The organism is Ruegeria sp. HKCCD6119 (assembly GCF_013110585.1).
In the GTDB taxonomy this organism is placed as follows: Bacteria; Pseudomonadota; Alphaproteobacteria; order Rhodobacterales; family Rhodobacteraceae; genus Ruegeria.
Map to the genome: position 1 here is coordinate 1,238,944 of NZ_WVQV01000001.1, position 16,873 is coordinate 1,255,816.

General features: G+C 59.1%; 17 protein-coding genes. 10 read left to right on the top strand and 7 right to left on the bottom strand.

Features of this window, described 5'->3' with window-relative positions; genetic code table 11:
* Nucleotides 1-42 precede the first annotated feature (42 nt).
* The 5 genes from GS611_RS06185 to GS611_RS06205 all read left to right on the top strand — a co-directional run bounded on the left by GS611_RS06185 (nucleotide 43) and on the right by GS611_RS06205 (nucleotide 4,278).
* Complete coding sequence (locus GS611_RS06185; RefSeq protein ID WP_171633324.1) at nucleotides 43-681, top strand: lysoplasmalogenase; 639 nt, start codon at nucleotides 43-45, stop codon at nucleotides 679-681.
* A 58-nt stretch (nucleotides 682-739) separates the two neighbouring features.
* Entirely contained in the window at nucleotides 740-1,879 is a 1,140-nt protein-coding gene (gene ftsY / locus GS611_RS06190) for a signal recognition particle-docking protein FtsY (protein ID WP_171633327.1), read from the top strand.
* A 90-nt stretch (nucleotides 1,880-1,969) separates the two neighbouring features.
* Nucleotides 1,970-2,872: an EamA family transporter gene (locus GS611_RS06195; RefSeq protein WP_171633329.1), complete on the top strand. Its 903-nt coding sequence runs from the start codon at nucleotides 1,970-1,972 to the stop codon at nucleotides 2,870-2,872.
* 16 nt (nucleotides 2,873-2,888) lie between these two features.
* Entirely contained in the window at nucleotides 2,889-3,494 is a 606-nt protein-coding gene (locus GS611_RS06200; RefSeq protein ID WP_171633335.1) for an inner membrane-spanning protein YciB, read from the top strand.
* Nucleotides 3,495-3,609: 115 nt separating this feature from the next.
* Nucleotides 3,610-4,278 carry a Crp/Fnr family transcriptional regulator gene (locus GS611_RS06205; protein WP_171633338.1) on the top strand — a complete coding sequence of 223 codons (669 nt, stop codon included), beginning with the start codon at nucleotides 3,610-3,612 and terminating at the stop codon, nucleotides 4,276-4,278.
* A gap of 218 nt (nucleotides 4,279-4,496) precedes the next feature.
* On the opposite strand, the gene GS611_RS06210 is transcribed toward GS611_RS06205, so the two are convergent.
* The 6 genes from GS611_RS06210 to rpiA form a co-directional block, all read right to left on the bottom strand.
* A complete protein-coding gene (locus GS611_RS06210; protein ID WP_171633341.1) occupies nucleotides 4,497-6,011 on the bottom strand; it encodes a Do family serine endopeptidase in 1,515 nt (504 codons plus the stop codon).
* 110 nt (nucleotides 6,012-6,121) lie between these two features.
* A complete protein-coding gene (locus GS611_RS06215) occupies nucleotides 6,122-6,316 on the bottom strand; it encodes a DUF2065 domain-containing protein (RefSeq protein WP_171633344.1) in 195 nt (64 codons plus the stop codon).
* A complete protein-coding gene (gene hflC / locus GS611_RS06220; RefSeq protein ID WP_171633347.1) occupies nucleotides 6,316-7,212 on the bottom strand; it encodes a protease modulator HflC in 897 nt (298 codons plus the stop codon). Before hflC ends, GS611_RS06215 begins: the two co-directional genes overlap by 1 nt.
* Complete coding sequence (gene hflK, locus GS611_RS06225; protein WP_171633351.1) at nucleotides 7,212-8,354, bottom strand: FtsH protease activity modulator HflK; 1,143 nt, start codon at nucleotides 8,352-8,354, stop codon at nucleotides 7,212-7,214. The genes hflC and hflK overlap by 1 nt, the downstream gene beginning before the upstream one ends.
* 72 nt (nucleotides 8,355-8,426) lie before the next feature.
* Nucleotides 8,427-9,785: a glutathione-disulfide reductase gene (gene gor / locus GS611_RS06230; RefSeq protein WP_171633353.1), complete on the bottom strand. Its 1,359-nt coding sequence runs from the start codon at nucleotides 9,783-9,785 to the stop codon at nucleotides 8,427-8,429.
* A 126-nt stretch (nucleotides 9,786-9,911) separates the two neighbouring features.
* Nucleotides 9,912-10,700: a ribose-5-phosphate isomerase RpiA gene (gene rpiA / locus GS611_RS06235; protein ID WP_171633356.1), complete on the bottom strand. Its 789-nt coding sequence runs from the start codon at nucleotides 10,698-10,700 to the stop codon at nucleotides 9,912-9,914.
* A gap of 167 nt (nucleotides 10,701-10,867) precedes the next feature.
* On the opposite strand from rpiA, the gene GS611_RS06240 reads away from it, so the two are divergent.
* Genes GS611_RS06240 through GS611_RS06255 form a run of 4 tightly spaced genes read left to right on the top strand, consistent with a single transcriptional unit; the run spans nucleotide 10,868 to nucleotide 14,344 of the window.
* Complete coding sequence (locus GS611_RS06240; protein WP_171633358.1) at nucleotides 10,868-11,569, top strand: glutathione S-transferase family protein; 702 nt, start codon at nucleotides 10,868-10,870, stop codon at nucleotides 11,567-11,569.
* Nucleotide 11,570: 1 nt separating this feature from the next.
* Complete coding sequence (locus GS611_RS06245) at nucleotides 11,571-12,944, top strand: L-serine ammonia-lyase (protein WP_171633361.1); 1,374 nt, start codon at nucleotides 11,571-11,573, stop codon at nucleotides 12,942-12,944.
* A gap of 23 nt (nucleotides 12,945-12,967) precedes the next feature.
* The gene (locus GS611_RS06250; protein WP_171633363.1) at nucleotides 12,968-13,384 is read left to right on the top strand and encodes a GFA family protein; all 417 of its coding nucleotides are present in this window, start codon (nucleotides 12,968-12,970) and stop codon (nucleotides 13,382-13,384) included.
* 45 nt (nucleotides 13,385-13,429) lie between these two features.
* Nucleotides 13,430-14,344 (top strand): DMT family transporter, encoded by a 915-nt coding sequence (locus tag GS611_RS06255; RefSeq protein WP_171633366.1) that lies wholly within the window; start codon nucleotides 13,430-13,432, stop codon nucleotides 14,342-14,344.
* Here the strand turns inward: GS611_RS06255 and GS611_RS06260 are convergent.
* Nucleotides 14,289-14,900 carry a thiamine diphosphokinase gene (locus GS611_RS06260; RefSeq protein ID WP_348539509.1) on the bottom strand — a complete coding sequence of 204 codons (612 nt, stop codon included), beginning with the start codon at nucleotides 14,898-14,900 and terminating at the stop codon, nucleotides 14,289-14,291. The two genes, GS611_RS06255 and GS611_RS06260, sit on opposite strands and share 56 nt — an antisense overlap.
* Nucleotides 14,901-15,119: 219 nt before the next feature.
* Between GS611_RS06260 and GS611_RS06265 the strand changes: the two genes are divergently transcribed.
* Nucleotides 15,120-16,820: a hypothetical protein gene (locus tag GS611_RS06265; protein ID WP_171633372.1), complete on the top strand. Its 1,701-nt coding sequence runs from the start codon at nucleotides 15,120-15,122 to the stop codon at nucleotides 16,818-16,820.
* The last annotated feature ends 53 nt before the right edge of the window (nucleotides 16,821-16,873 follow it).

The window sequence follows — 16,873 nt, forward strand, 5'->3', positions numbered from 1 at the left end:
CACGCCCCAGATCAGATCATTCTGAACCGGCGAGGAGATGACATGACAACCCTACTGTTCTGGATCGCCTGTGGCTGCGCCCTTGGTTACCTGCCACTGACCTCCTGGCCCGTCGGTTCTTTGCGCACTGTACTGAAAACCGCATCAGTCGCCCTATTGGCGGTCATCGCCATCATGAACGGTGAGCCTTGGCTGTTGGTTCTTGCGCTCGCTCTATGTGCGACAGGCGACGCGCTGCTGTCGCGCGAAACAGATGCCACCTTCATGATGGGCATCGCCGCATTTGCCGCCGGGCATCTGACTTATATCGCTCTGTTCCTGACTCTGCCGATCAGTTCTGCCGGGCTGATCCTCAGCGCGCCTGCGATTGTATGGTCCTTGATCATTCTGGGCATCATCATGGCCACTTTGCTCGCGCCCCGCGCCGGAGACCTGAAGGGGCCCGTTCTGGCATATATCCCCATCATTCTTGGCATGGGGGTCACGGTGCTGGCACTGCCGGATGCCGGTCCTCTTCGGTGGGCCTTTCCCGCCGCCATGGCCTTCATCGCGTCAGATCTGATCCTCGCAACCGAGAAATTCCTGCTGCCGCCACACCATCCGGCCCTCAAGGTGACGCCCTATCTTGTATGGCCCCTTTACTGGGGTGCTCAGCTTGGCTTTGTCCTTGCATTTGCGTGACCCTTTGCAACTGCCGCAAATCCGCATTAGGTGAAAGGAACACCTGTGGAGACCAAGTATGGCGTTTTTCTCAAAGCTAAAGGACAAGCTGTTCAAATCTTCATCTCGTCTTGAAGAAGGGCTGGAAGCCATCGTCGAGGATGGCGGCGAGGAGACGGCGGCTCCGGACCCTGTGATCCCCCAGCCGCAGCCAGATCCGCAACCGGTTCCAGAAGTGCCAGAGCCTGCCCCGGCCCCGCAACCGGCTGAACCTCCGGCACCGATCCCGGCTGACCCCACGCCTGTCGCTCCACCGCCGGAAATACCGGAAGCCAAGGGCATCCTGAACCGCCTGTTCAATCGAGGCGCCGTCACGGAAATGCGCCGCACCCTGGACGATGACATGCTGGAGCAGCTCGAAGAACTGCTGATCGCCTCGGACATGGGCGTCGACACAGCCTTGCGTGTCACATCGAACATGGCCGAGGGCCGCTTTGGCCGCAAACTGTCGACCACAGAGATCAAGCAACTTCTGGCACAAGAAATCGCCCGCGTTATGGAGCCTGTGGCCAAGCCTCTGCCGATCTATCCCAAACGACCACAAGTGGTACTGGTCGTCGGCGTCAACGGCTCGGGCAAGACCACGACAATTGGAAAACTGGCCAGCCAGTTCAAAGAGGCCGGCAAAAAGGTCGTCATCGCCGCCGGCGATACCTTCCGCGCTGCGGCCGTGGAACAGTTGCAGGTCTGGGGGGATCGCGCCGGAGTTCCGGTACTGACCGCCCCCGAAGGCTCGGACCCCGCCAGCCTCGCCTTTGACGCGCTGACCCGTGCACAGGCAGAGGGCGCTGATCTGCTGATGATAGATACGGCCGGCCGCCTGCAAAACCGCACCGACCTGATGGAGGAACTCGCCAAAATCGTCCGCGTCATCCGCAAGGTTGATGACACTGCTCCGCACAACACTTTGCTCGTACTCGACGCCACCACCGGTCAGAACGCGCTGAGCCAGGTGGAAACGTTCCGCAAACTGGCGGACGTTTCCGGTCTGGTCATGACCAAGCTGGATGGCACGGCCAAGGGCGGTGTTCTTGTTGCCTTGGCAGACAAATTCGGGTTGCCCATCCACGCGATCGGCGTCGGCGAACAGATCGACGACCTTGCCCCTTTCGACCCCGAAGAATTTGCTGCCGCCCTCACCGGTCTCGACAAAGGCTGATCTTAGGCTTCATCTGGCCCCAAATATCCTCGGGGGGTGTGGGGGGCAGACAGCCCCCCACCTTCTCCGCTCCGCAAAAGGTCCGCGTATTTGAGCGACTGGCTGATCTCTCTCGAAGGCACCGAAGCCGGACACCAGCTGGCATTGGCGCTGGCTTTGATGGCGGCGTTCCTGCACGCGGTCTTCGGTGCACTGCAAAAAGGCAGACACGACCCGTGGCTGTCCCGCGGCGCCATCGACGCCTGCTATTGCCTCATGGCCGCCCCCTTCGCCTTTTTCGTGGTGCCCTGGCCCGAACCTCATATGTGGCCGATCTTCGCGCTCGTCTGGCTGATCCACATCGCCTACAAAACCCTGCAAGCCATGGCATATACCAAAGGCTCTTACACCGTCGTCTATCCGGTGGTGCGCGGTACGGGTCCGCTGTTCACCGTTATCGGTGCCTATCTTCTGTTCGGCGAAACATTCTCGGCCGTTCAATGGCTGGGCGTGGCCACCTTGCTGGCCGGGATATTTGGGTTGGCCGCCTACAACTTCAGGTTCCTGGAAACCAACAGGGATACGCTGGGTATCGCGCTGACACTGGCGATCATCACTGGCCTGTTTGTGGCCCTGTACACCACCTATGACGCCTATGGCATTCGCGCCACCGCCGATCCGTTCACCTTTCTGGCCTGGTTCTTCATGATCGACGGCGCGGCCATGCCGATCTACGCATATCTCAGGTGGCGCGTGATGGCACACAGACCTGCACCTGGCCCGCTGATGCTGCGCGGCCTCGCTGGCGGTATCATCGCTCCTTTGTCCTTCGGGGCAATCATGCTGGCCACCCGGCTGGATAAGGTCGGTGAAGCAGCCGTTCTGCGCGAAACCTCAACAGTCTTCGCTGCGCTGATCGGCTGGCTTGCGCTAAAGGAAACGGTTGGCCCAAGACGCATTGCCCTGATGGCATTGATTGCACTTGGCGCCGTAATAGTTGAAATGGGCGGGTAAGCAGCAGGAAGTACAGATGACAGGCAAAAAAGACATCAACCCGTTTCTGAAACAGATTCTGGAACTTGGCCCCCCGCTGGCCTTCTTCTTCATCTACCTGCGCCTGCGCGACGACAGTTTTCTGATCGGCGGCATCGAGTATTCCGGCTTCATTGTCGCCACGATTATCTTTGTCCCCCTGATGCTGGGGGCAATGGGTATCCTGTGGTATCTGACCGGCAAACTCAGCCGGATGCAGATCTTCACGGCCTTCATGGTGATTTTCTTCGGCGGTCTCACGGCCTGGTTCAATGACGAGCGGTTCTTCAAGATGAAAACCACACTTGTCTATGGTCTGTTTGCCTTGATCCTCGGCATTGGCCTGATGCAGAAAAAATCCTATCTCGCCTATGTGCTGGATGAGATGCTGCCGATGAAGCACGAAGGCTGGATGATCCTGACACGCCGCCTGTGCGCCTGTTTCGCCGTTCTGGCCGCCGCAAACGAATTCGTCTGGCGCACCATGTCGACGGATCTGTGGGTCAAGATCGAGACCTTCGGCTTTCCCATCGCTCTGATGGCCTTCCTGATGCTTCAGTTCAGCATTCTGCAACGCTATATGGACGATCCCGAGCAGAAATAACGGCCCCTGCACCCGCCAGACCTGCCAAAACAAACAAAATTCTTGGCTTGAGCGCCGAGCTATGGGAAGTTGTGCCACCACCCACACTCACAGCTTGCCCAAGATCGGTGCACACATGACGGCCTTTCCCAACAGCGGCTTCCTTTCCGAAGCCTCCGACGGGCTCAGAGAAATGCTTTCGGCGCAAGCGACCGACATATCTCTGTCCCAAGGTGAAATACTTTTTGAACAAGGTGACGAGGGCGACTCTCTCTATGCCATTCTGGAAGGCACGTTAGAGGTTTCCTTTCTGGCCATGAGCGGCCGCAAACTGACGCTTACCCTGATGCGCCCCGGCGAAGTCTTTGGTGAGATCGCGTTGTTCGACAATGGTCCGCGTACGGCCACCATTGCGGCGGCAGAACAGTCGCGTGTACTGCGTGTGCGCCGCAACGACGTTATGAACCAGATCAGACAACAGCCTGACCTTGCCGTGGATATGATCCGTCTGGCCGGATTGCGGATGCGATGGATGGGGCTGCAACTGAACGAGCAGGTCTTTCTGCCCATGCCTATTCGGCTGGCCCGCAAGCTGCTGCACCTGTCCAGTTTACAGGACGACCCGGCCGCGCGCATCACCCTGTCGCAGAGCGAACTGGCCGAATTTGTCGGTGCCACACGCGAGGCAGTATCCAAAACCATCTCGATCTGGAAACGCGACAACATGGTCGAAGCCTCTCGTGGCGGTTTGCTGATCCAGGATTTTGAAGCCCTGCGAGAACTGGCTGATTCAGATCTTATTTGATCCGGTGTGATCTTGTTCACAGACCATCGATTACGCTTTGACCTAACGTGAGATTGTTACCGTAGGAGGTCAGAGAATCATCCCCGATATCTGTCCACTGACCTCTCCCTGTATCTGAGCCATACGCATTCACTGCGTGTGGCTCATTTTTTGCGTGGCGGTGATACCCGGTCTGGCCCGCAATAAAAAAGGCCGGGAGGTTGTCCCGGCCTGTTCAATCAGTTCTCAAGGCTCAGCGCCACAAAACGCGGATCGCCGCCCCTGCGCACCAACAGCAGCAGAGATTTGCGACCAGCTTCGCGCGATTCTTCCATACGGGCTTCGAGATCTCCGATGGTTTCCACCTTTTGCTGGCCTGCTTCGGTGATCAGATCACCTGCCCGCATTCCCTTGGCATACGCCTCAGATGCTTCATCGACATCTGTAATCACAAGGCCGTCTGCATCACCATCCAGCCCCAAATCTGCACGCAGCGTATCGGTCAGGGGGGAAATCGTCAGGCCCAGAATATCCGCATTCTCCTCAATCGGAGCTTCCTGCGGTTCCTCCTCGCCATTGTCAGCGCGTTCCGCATCTTCCCGACGCCCTAGTGTCACAAGTACGGTCTGGGTTCCGCCGTCGCGGTGCACGACCACTCTGACCGACTTGCCAACTTCTGCTTCACCGACCTGACGCACCAGACCTCGGGTGTCTTCCACCTCGACGCCATCAAAGCTGAGGATCACGTCACCCGCCTTCAACCCAGCTTCCTTGGCGGGGCCGTCCGGTACATCGCTGATCAGCGCGCCGCCAGGTTTTTCCAGACCCATGGCCTCGGCCATGTCCTCGGTTACGTCCTGAATGCGGACGCCCAACCAACCCCGACGGGTCTCGCCATATTTCCGCAGTTGATCCACGACCTTCACGACAACATTCGACGCCATCGAGAATCCGATGCCGATCGAACCGCCGTTAGGCGACAGGATTGCGGTGTTCACACCGATCACTTCGCCTTCCATGTTGAACAGCGGCCCGCCCGAGTTGCCCCGGTTGATCGCCGCGTCCGTTTGAATGTAATCGTCATAGGTTCCGCTCAGCGCTCGGTCGCGGGCAGAAACGATCCCTGCCGATACCGAAAAGCCTTGCCCAAGCGGGTTGCCCATGGCGATAACCCAGTCACCCACGCGCGCGGTGTCGCTGTTGCCGAACTTCACGTATTTCAGCGGGCCCGAAGCCTCGACCTTGAGCAACGCGATATCTGTTTTCTCGTCCGTTCCAATAACCTTGGCCACCAGTTCTTTCTTGGGCTGGCCATCGCCGGGGAAGAATTCCACAAGGATTTCATCAGCTTCGGCAATTACATGGTTGTTCGTGACGATAAAACCGTCCTCCGAGATCACGAACCCCGACCCCAGCGCATTGCTGCGACGCGGCGCGTTGTCGTTATCTCCGCCATTTCGGTCCTGGAACTCGCGAAAGAAATCTTCGAAAGGAGAACCTTCGGGCACGATGCCCTGCGGGCCAGTCCGGCCCTCGATCAGGGTGCTGGTGGTGATGTTCACAACCGCCGGGCTGACTTTCTCGGCCAGTGGTGCCAGGCTTTCGCCCCTGGCCTGTGCCATCGCCGATTGCGCCAGCAAAAGCAATGAACCGGCAAAGGCCAGCCACATAGGCCGCATCCAAACACTCACTACGTCCCACCGGACGGATACACTGCGCGCTTTCGCCTGCACTAGAGCTCTCCTTGTCGACATTCACGCCAAGACCGCTTGTTCACGGCCTTTCTTACAAACCAATGTAGTCAGTTTGACCCCACGAGCAACTCGGGATCGCAACGAAATCACCGGCAAGTGAAACCGCAGCGTCAAAATCCCAGGTGTTGCGCGCCCCAAAGCAGGATCAGCCCGCTGATCACACACAGCAATCCGACCAGGCGCCGGGCTTGCTCTGGCATGTCCCGCAAGGCTTCCAGCATCCGCTCGATAAGCGAAGGGGCCAGCGCATAGGCCAGCCCCTCGACAATCAGTACCAGCCCGAAAGCCAGAAGGATCATACCCATTATTCAGACGCCGCAGCCGCCGGTGCCCGCCGTCCGGTTGGTGAAGCGAGGTAGTTGAAGAACTCGGAATCCGGGCTCAGGATCATTGAGCTATTACCACCTTGCAGCGCATTTTCATACGCGGTCAGCGAACGGTAGAATTCGAAGAACTCCGGGTCTGCACCATACGCTTCTGCAAAGATGGCGTTGCGTTCGGCGTCAGCTTCACCGCGAATGATCTCGGCCTCGCGGTTGGCGTCCGACACCAGTTCCACCACGGTCCGGTCGGCCTGCGCCCGCACGCGCTGCGCGGCTTCGTTACCACGTGCGCGTTCATCGGTGGCTTCACGCTCACGCTCGGCTTTCATCCGGTCAAACGTGGCCTCAAGGTTGGCCTGAGGCAGGTCGGTCGCCTTCAAACGCACGTCGATCACATTCACGCCCAACGCGCGCGCTTCGGCAATCGCGCTGTTGCGGATGCGCAGCATCAGCGCGGCACGGTCTGAACTGAGGATGTCACGCGAGGACACCGAACCCAGTACTTCGCGGGTTTCAGCGCGCAGGATACGATCCAGACGGTCTTCGGCGACCGGAATACCACCCACACCAACGGCCTGGCGGAACTGTTCCAGATCGGAAATCCGATAGCGGGCGAAGGCATCAACCACCAGTCGGCGATCATCCAGAGGCGTAACCTCCAACGGCTGAACGTCGATGGACAGGATTCGGTCGTCATAGCGGACAACTTCCTGTATCAGCGGGATCTTGAACGCCAGACCCGGCTCTTCCTTGACCGCAACAACGCGGCCAAATTGCAGAACCAACGCGCGCTCACGTTCATCCACGATAAAGATCGAGGACAGTACACCAACAATCGCGATGAAAACGATCGGCAGAATAAAGGTCGCTTTACGCATCAGTTGCTCTCCTGTCCGGAATTGCGGCGCAGTTCGTTCAGCGGCAGGTAAGGCACGACGCCCTGCCCCGATCCGGTCGAGTTTTCGTCCAGAATGATCTTGTCCACGTCACCTAGAACCTGCTCCATCCGCTCCAGGTACAGACGTTTGCGTGTCACATCAGGCGCTTTGGAATATTCTTCCAGAACCGCGCTGAAACGGCTCGCCTCACCCATGGCGCTGTTGATCTGCTGTGCGCGGTAGGCTTCGGCTTCTTCCAGTACCTGGGCAGCTTCACCGCGCGCCTCAGCCAAAACCCGGTTGGCGTAGGCGTCGGCGACGTTTTGCAGCCGGTCACGCTCCTGCGCGGCGGCCTGAACATCGCGGAAGGCGGCGATCACGTCCTGCGGCGGGTCGGCTTTGTCAAAGTTCACGCGGATGATGTTCACACCCGAATCGTAGCTGTCCATCGTCGTCTGGATCAGTTCCTGAAGGCGTTCGGCAATGATACCGCGATCCCGGTTCAGGATTGGTGCCAGCTCGCTCTGCGCGATAATCTCGCGCATCGCCGATTCCGACACGGCGCGGATCGTCTGACGCGGATCACGCAGATTGAACAGGAACTTGGCCGGGTCGTTGATGTTCCAGACGACCTGATAGTCGATATCGACCACGTTTTCGTCGCCGGTCAGCATGAGGCCATCGTCGCTGCCCCGGGCTCCGCCCATATCTTCGGTCTGTTCGCGGGTGACCGGAATCACCTCGGCAGTGACAAACGGCCATGGCGCAAAGTTCAGACCCGGATTACCCACGGCCGAAAACTCGCCCAGAAACAGCTCAACTGACTGTTCTTCCGGTTTTACAGTATAAAAGCTGGCCAGCCCCCACAAAACGGCAGCTGCCACCAGACCAATCGCAACCGTACCTTTGGTAAAGGCCGGGCCTCCACCGCCCTGACCACCGCTGCCACTACGGCCACCGCCGCCGCGACCGCCCATCAGGACGCGAAGCTGCTCCTGGCCTTTTTTCATCAGCTCATCAATCTCGGGGATCTGCGGGCCTTCGCCTTCGGGGGGCTTGCGCCCGTCACCGTTGTTGCCCCGATTTCCTCCACCTCCGGATGAGCCTCCGCCCCCCCAGGGGCCACCGCTGTTGCCCGCCATATGTATCAATTCCTTCGTTTAGGCCCGTGTGATCACGGGCACACTTGTAACTTGTGTGCGCGCGCTTGCAAATCAAGCGGAGCGTACAGGTTGCCGCATTGTCACCAGTTCTTCCGCCATAACGGGATGTACTGCAACCGTGCGATCGAAATCTTCCTTTGTCGCGCCCATCTTTACGGCAATTCCGGCCAGCTGGATCATCTCTCCTGCTCCGGGGGCGACAATATGGCAACCCAGTACCTTGCGCGTGGCCTGAGACACGATCAGTTTCATCAGAACCCGTTGCGTGCCACCGGCAAACGCCTTCTGCATCGGTTTGAACGAAGTGGCATACACCTCGATCGGTTCCTGGGCCGAGGCTTCTTCCTCGCTCAGGCCGACTGTGCCAAATTCCGGTTGGGTGAAAATGGCGGTTGGGATCAGCGCGTGATCCACAGGGGTTGGGTTGCCTTTGAAGACGGTTTCCACAAAAGCCATACCCTCGCGGATGGCCACGGGTGTCAGGTTGACCCGGTCGGTCACATCGCCAATGGCATAGATCGACGGAACGGCGGTCTGGCTGTATTCATCCACGACGATCTCGCCCTTGCGCCCACGTTCAACGCCCAGCTCTTCCAGCCCGAGGTTATCGGCATTCGGTGCCCGGCCCGTGGCGTACATGACCACGTCAAAACGATCCTCGGTGCCGTCCGTCGCCTTTACACGTATCTGGTCGCCATCTTTGGCCATTTCCAGCACATTGGTGCCCAGACGGACATCGATGCCGTTCTGGCGCATCTCTTCGCAGATCAGCCCACGCGCTTCTTCATCAAAGCCACGCAGGATCTGCGCACCGCGGTAGAATTGCGTGGTCTTGACACCCAGACCGTTCATGATGCCGGCAAACTCGCTGGCGATATAACCGCCACCAACAATCAGAATGCTTTCGGGCAGCTTGTCCAGATGGAAAATCTCATTCGACGTGATCGCAAGATCCGATCCCGGGAAGTCCGGCACCACCGGTCGACCGCCTGTTGCAATCAAGATGTGTTTGGCGGTTTTTCGGGTGCCATCGGCCAGCTCGACCGTGTGCGCATCCACCAGGCGCGCGCGCTGATCAAAGCTTTCAACGCCGTTGTTTTTCAGGATGCTGCGATAAATCCCTTCCAACCGGTCCAGTTCGGCAACCAGTTTGCCGTGAAACATGTCCCAATCAAACGCGCCGGGCTGAACATCCCAACCATAAGCTTGCGCATCTTCGATCATGCCCGAGTATTCACTGGCAAAGACCATCAGTTTCTTAGGCACGCAGCCCCGGATCACACAGGTGCCGCCATAGCGGTCTTCTTCAGCCAGCGCGACCTTTGCACCGGCTTCACCCGCCGCCACGCGTGCCGCCCGGACCCCGCCCGAGCCTCCGCCGATGACAAAAAGATCATAGTCAAAGCTCATGCCGGGTTCCTTCGTTCAACTTGCAAAATTCCTCTGGATATCTGGGCGCGAAAACCCCGGTGCCAACCCCCGGGCGCGGAATTTTCGATCTTTTGCCGACGCTTGTCCGATTGGCTTGCATAAAACTCAGTCCGTTTGGTCGGAAAACAGGTTTTCACGGGATCCGCTCAGCAGCTGATCCAGTTCCAGGGTGCCCGCGTTGATATCCCGCAGTTCGACCCGCCCGTCGCCGTGGCCGATGATGACCTTGTCACAAATATCGATAAACAGGCCGTTTTCCACCACGCCAGGAACCTGGTTGAGGATCAGGGCCATCTGACGGGGATTGCCGATGCGTTTCAGGTGCAGGTCCAGAATGTGATTGCCTTCATCCGTCACGAACGGGGCCGCGCCATTCATACGCAGCGCCGACGAGGTTCCAAGTACATCCATCGCGTCCAGAGCTTCTTCGATCAGTGTTCGCGTGGTTTGCCAGCCAAATGGAACAACCTCGACCGGCAAGGGGAAAGCACCCAGCGTTTCCACCTCTTTCCCGGCATCTGCGATGACAACCATCTGATCGCTGGCCGTGGCAACGATCTTTTCCTGCAAATGCGCGCCGCCGCCGCCCTTGATCAGGTTCAGGTCAGGGTCGAATTCATCCGCGCCGTCGATGGTCATGTCCAGCCACCCGGCCTGATCCAGAGAAATGACTTCGATCCCGACTTCGCGTGCCAGCTGCGCGGTGCGGGTGGACGTGGGAACGCCCTTGATCCGCAGACCTTCGTCCTGCACCCGTTCGCCCAAACGACGGACCAGCCAGGCCGCAGTGGATCCCGTTCCAAGACCCACGCGCATGCCGTCCTCGACCATCTCGGCGGCACGACATGCGGCCACGTATTTTGCGGTGTCGAAGGGCGACAGTTCTCCGGTCATGGCAGCTTTCCCAGTTTGGCCTGCCGGAGTTATAGGGAATGCGCCGCGCGACTGCGACCACATTTTGCGGTTCGGCAAGCGTAAAGATGCCTGAAGACTGCGCGTTTCCTATCGGAAACGTCGCAATCATGTCTTACGCCCTCATCTTTGTCATATAGATTGCCCGCATGTTGAACCGATACCGCCTGCACTACGCCCCTGACAACGCCTCGCTGGTGATCCGGCTGGTGCTGGAAGAAATGGGTGTGCCCTATGAAGCTGTGCTGGTCGATCGCCGTCGAAACGAACAGGACAGCGCGGCGTACAGGTCATTGAACCCCAACGGGCTGATCCCGGTGCTTGAAACTCCGCAAGGGCCGATCTTTGAAACGGCGGCAATTCTGCTGTGGCTGTCCGAGCGCCACGGGCAACTGGCCCCGGCGGCAGACGCCCCCGAACGCACCGAGTTTTTGAAATGGCTGTTCTTTGCGTCCAACACGCTGCACGCCGATCTGCGCATTCTGTTCTATGCCGAGAAATACATCACCCCGCCACAGGCTGATACCCTGCGTGCAGGCATCCGACCCCGTTTGAAGCAGCACCTGCAACTGCTGGACGCGCTGGCAAAACGCGCACCAGCCTGGTTTTGCGCGGAATGCCCGTCGGTTTTGACCTATTATGTCGCCTGCATGATGCGTTGGATGGCCTTGTATCCGGCCGATGCGGATCGCAGTTGGTATGCGCTGGCCGACACCCCGGCCCTGCAAACCATCCTGGCACAGCTCGAGACACGCCCTGCCACCCACACGGCCATCGTGGCTGAGGGCCTGGGCCCCGCACCGTACACCTCTCCTATTTACGCCAACCCCTTAGAAGGCTCAGCTACCTGACATGTTCCTCTCTGTCTTCGATATGTTCAAAGTGGGCATCGGCCCGTCCTCCTCGCACACCATGGGCCCCATGGTGGCAGCGGCGCGCTTTCTGGATATGATGCGTGCTTCACCTTTCGAATTTGCGGGCCTGAAGGGCTCGCTGCATGGCTCGCTCGCCTTTACCGGCGTCGGCCATGCGACCGACCGGGCGACCATTCTGGGCCTGGCCGGCTTTGTTCCGGACACCTATGACAACAACAAGGCCGAGGCCGCATTGGCGGATATCGCCAAGACGCACACGGTTACCCCCGACGGCCTGCCGACGCTTCAGTTCGATCCCAAAACAGACCTGATCTTCGACTATGACACCAACCTGCCGGGACACGCCAACGGGATGATCCTGATGGCCACGGACGCGCAGGGGGACGTGATCCTGCGCCAGGTATTCTATTCCATCGGTGGCGGCTTTGTCCTGACCGAAGAAGAACTGGCCGAAGGCAAGGCAACGGATGAGGGCGCACCGGTGCCGTTCCCGTTCAAATCCGCGGCTGAAATGCTTGAGATGGCCAAGTCCAGCGGCAAAACCATCGCCGAGATGAAGCGCGCCAATGAGATCGCGCGCGGCTGCGCCGACAGTTTCGCCAAAGGATGCGCTCGTCTGTGGGACGTCATGAATGCCTGTATCGAACGGGGTTTGAGGACCGACGGCATTCTGCCCGGCGGGCTGAAAGTGCGACGCAGGGCAAAGGGTATCTATGACGCGCTGATCGCCGAACGCGGCATGAACCTGACCGCGCCGCACACGATCAACGACTGGATGAGCGTCTACGCCATGGCGGTCAACGAAGAAAACGCCGCCGGTGGGCAAGTCGTAACGGCACCGACCAACGGGGCAGCGGGCGTTCTTCCTGCGGTGTTGCGCTATTACCTGGATCACGTTCCCGGTGCCTCGGAGAGCCATATCGAAGATTTCCTTCTGACCGCGGCCGCGATTGGCGGGCTGGTCAAATACAATGCGTCCATCTCGGGTGCCGAAGCGGGGTGTCAGGCCGAGGTCGGCAGCGCATCAGCCATGGCCGCGGCGGGGCTCTGCGCCGTGATGGGCGGTACGCCCGAACAGGTTGAAAACGCCGCCGAGATCGCGTTGGAGCATCATCTGGGCATGACCTGCGATCCCGTCGCCGGGCTGGTTCAGGTGCCCTGTATCGAACGCAACGGGCTGGGGGCCATCAAGGCTGTGTCCGCTGCGTCTTTGTCCCTTCGCGGGGATGGAGAGCATTTCGTGCCGCTGGATGCGGTGATCGAGACGATGCGTCAGACCGGCCATGACATGCACGAAAAATACAAGGAAACCTCGCTTGGCGGATTGGCCGTGAACGTGCCAAACTGCTGATATCGCAACAAATGGGGGTCGATATGCGTGGACATTGCCTGTGCGGCAGCATCAAGTACGAGATCGACCCTCCTTCCCTGTCCTGCGTCACCTGTCATTGCGACAGCTGCCGACGCCAATGCGCCGCGCCGATGACAACCTATTTCGCGGTTCGTGACGGTCACTGGCGCTGGATCGGAGAAGAGCCGAAACGCTTCAACTCTTCGCCCGGAGTCGAGCGCAGCTTTTGCCCGGATTGTGGCACGCCAATCTCGTTCCGCTCGGCCAAAATGTCGGATGTGCTACATCTATACGTCGCCACTTTGGAGACCCCCGAGGCAATGCAGCCCACGTTGCACGTGGCTCATGAGGAAAGACTGAGCTGGCTGCATCTGGATGACAACCTGCCCACCTGCACCGGACCGGATTACACAAAGGTTCACCCCCTGCCCGACGCCTGACATTCGACCTTTCCACCGCGCCGCGAAGCAGATAGCGTCGCGCGCATGACTCAGGATCGTCCCGTCTTGGGCATCTTTTTGATGCTCGGTTTTTGCGTGCTTGCACCCTTGGGGGATGCGATGGCAAAGCTGTTGGGCGAAACGACACCGTTGGGTTTGCTGGTTGCAGCCCGGTTCGCGGTGCAAGCGCTGATTCTCATTCCGCTGGTGATGATGACAGGCCGGCCCTGGCGGATGCACGGGCGCATCCTGCGCCTGACAGTCATCCGCACGCTGCTGCACATCATCGGCATAACCGCGATGTTCAGTGCGTTGCAGTTCCTGCCCCTGGCTGATGCGATCGCCATTGCCTTTGTCATGCCGTTCATCATGTTGCTGCTGGGCAGATACGTTCTGGGCGAAGAGGTCGGCGCGCGGCGCCTCGTGGCCTGCATCGTCGGTTTCATCGGCACACTTCTGGTCATCCAGCCCAGCTTTGCCGAGGTGGGCTTACCTGCCCTGCTGCCGTTGATCGTTGCCGTGGTCTTTGCCCTTTTCATGCTGGTCACGCGGCAAATCGCCAAGGAAACTGATCCGATTTCCTTGCAGGCGGTGTCTGGTGTCATGGCCACTGTGGGGCTGGTTCCTGTCCTTGTGATCGGAACATCGCTTGGTATCTGGAACCTGTCAGCCGCCTTGCCCGCCCCCGACATGTTTTGGCTGCTGATCGCTATCGGCATTCTGGGAACTGTCGCGCATCTGCTGATGACATGGTCGCTGCGCTATGCACCTTCGGCCACGCTGGCCCCGATGCAATATCTGGAAATCCCGGTGGCAACCCTGATTGGCTGGGCAATCTTCAGCGACCTGCCCGACGGACTGGCAGCGGTTGGGATCATGATCACCGTCGCCGCCGGTTTGTACGTTATTCTTCGCGAACGGGCCACCGCTCGCTCTGCCCCGACAGAAACACCTGCATGAGCGGATCGAGTGCGGCGCGGGGAACCATCACCAACAGGCCCGGGCCATCCATCTGCAATTCAACCACTGACAGCGCGCGATTAGAGGTGCCCACCCGGTCGTCCGGTTGCAACCGCAGGCCGTCGATGGGCCATTCCAGCCCGGTGCTGCGCCCGGTCACAGGGCGCATTGGAAACAGCGACACCACATCCCCGGGCAAAACCGGCAGCCGGATTTGGCGAGGCGCGTGAAAAACCACCTCATGCGCGCCCAGCAGAATGCAGGCCTGTTCCTGACGTCTGACCAGCACGTTCAGAACAGCAAGCTGATGATCAAGCCGTCCGCCCAGAAAACCGGCCCCCAAAACCAGTGGAGCCTGCACATTGCGCAAGGCCTTGTCGAAATCGGTGCTGTCCTGTTCACGAATGGCAAAAAGCCGGTCAGACGGGATTTTGGCTTTTGTTGCTTTGTCCAGCGAATCGAAATCCCCGATGACCGCGTCCGGAATCCGGCCTGATTCTGTCAGAACTGCCGCCCCACCATCCGCCGCTACGACAGAAGTGACGCGGTTCAGCACCAAATTCAGGTCCTCGGAACCAACAAAACCACCCCCAAACAGCCCGATTGGATCGGCAGAGCGTACAATTGGTTCATTTTTCCTAAGATTGGCCATTTTTCCCGGATTTGGACACATTAAGACCACAAAATGATAGGTTCATGCATAAAGTTCAGAGCCTTCGTGTGCTCCCGATTCCGGGTAAGTGGGCTCTCGTAGTTTGTAAAGGACGTGCGTCTGATGGTACAGAATAACAAGGTATTAACCGTTTCATATGGAACCTTCTCCTGCACTTTGGAAGGATTCGACGATTCCTTTGAAACGATGAAAGCCATTGCCGAATATTTCCGCGATCTTGCCGCGGATGATCGTTACTTCGGCTCAGAGCCTCCACAACCAGACGCCGAAATGCTGACCCGTATCGCACGCCGCGACGCATCGCAACGCGTCGAAGCCAGCCAAAACGAATCCGGGCTTCTGCTGCGTGCCGCTCCAAACACCGAAGCCCCGGCACCGGTCGCGTCTGACGCACCGGTCCCGCAAGCGCAAAATGCAGGTGCCATGACCACCCCCCCTCCCGAATATACCCAAGCAAGCCCGGGGCGGACCGCGTTCACGGACGCGGAGGCCGTCGACGCCACCACATCTCCGCCGGCCGACAGCATTGCCGCAAAACTGCAACGCATCCGGGCCGTTGTTTCCCATTCGGACGTCCCCTCCACTGCCTATTCCGAAGACGAGGAATCTTCGCTGCTGGCCAACACCGCCCCCCCAGTGGACGCCGTGGCCGCCGCGTTCGAAGCAGGCGCACTCAACGAAGAAGACTTTGCTGAACCTGCCCAGCCCGAGGCTTCGGAAATCGAGGATATGCAAGCGCTTGACGCCGAAGACGTGCAAGACGACGCGCCGGCAGAATCTGAAAACCAGGCCTTCGAATCCGCCGAGCCGAATATCGAAAGCAGTTCCGAACAGCAGGTGCAGCTGACCCCCGACCACCTGCGGGATGAAGATATCAAGGTCGCAACCGACTCCGCGCAGCTTCCTGTTGAGCCCCTGTTCTCGGATCTTGAAGAGGATACCGACGAGGAAATCGACGAGGAGGATGTTCCAAACATCCTCAACGTCGAAGACGTGGCGATCGAATCCGAAGATGAAGCAAGTGACGAGCCGCAAGACGATCAGGCGCAAGGAGTATTGTCGGAAGAGGACGAAATTCAGCTGCTGTCCGAGATTTCCGAAATCGAAAAAGACATGGCAGGCCGTTCTAGCCAAAAACTGACGGATGACGCCGATCCTGATCAGGATATCTCGCGACTGATGGCCAAAACCGGTGAACATATGGAGGATCCGTCCAGCAGCGACGCGCGAGAAACCTATTCGCACCTTCGCACCGCCGTTGCCGCGACCGAGGCCGACCGTGATGACCAACCGGCCCCGAACACCTCGCCTGTTGATGAGTATCGCGTTGATCTTGCGTCAGCGGTCAGCCCGCGCCGCCCCGAAGTAAACGTGACCAGCATACGCCCGGAAGCAGACGCTCCGGCTCCGTTGAAGCTGGTTGCCGAGCAGCGCGTGGACGATCAAAGCGAATCCAACGGCCCCGTGATGCCGCGTCGCGTGACCACTCAGGCAGAAGAAACCGAGTCGGAAGAAGGCGGTTTTGCGCAATTCGCACAAGATCAGGGTGCACAGTCGCTTCAGGACCTGCTTGAAGCGGCCGCGGCCTACCTGTCTTTCATCGAAGGACAGCAACAATTCTCGCGCCCGCAACTGATGAACAAGGTTCGTTCTTTGAAGCAGGATGAGTTCAATCGCGAAGAAAGCCTGCGTTCCTTCGGACAGCTGCTGCGCGATGGAAAAATCGAAAAAGCCGGCGGCGGCCGTTTTGCGGCCTCTGACCTGATCGGCTTCCGTCCTGATGATGAGCGCGCAGTCGGCTGACTGCCGCGCCAATTGACAAAAAGGGCCGGGTGAACCCCGGCCCTTTTGCTATG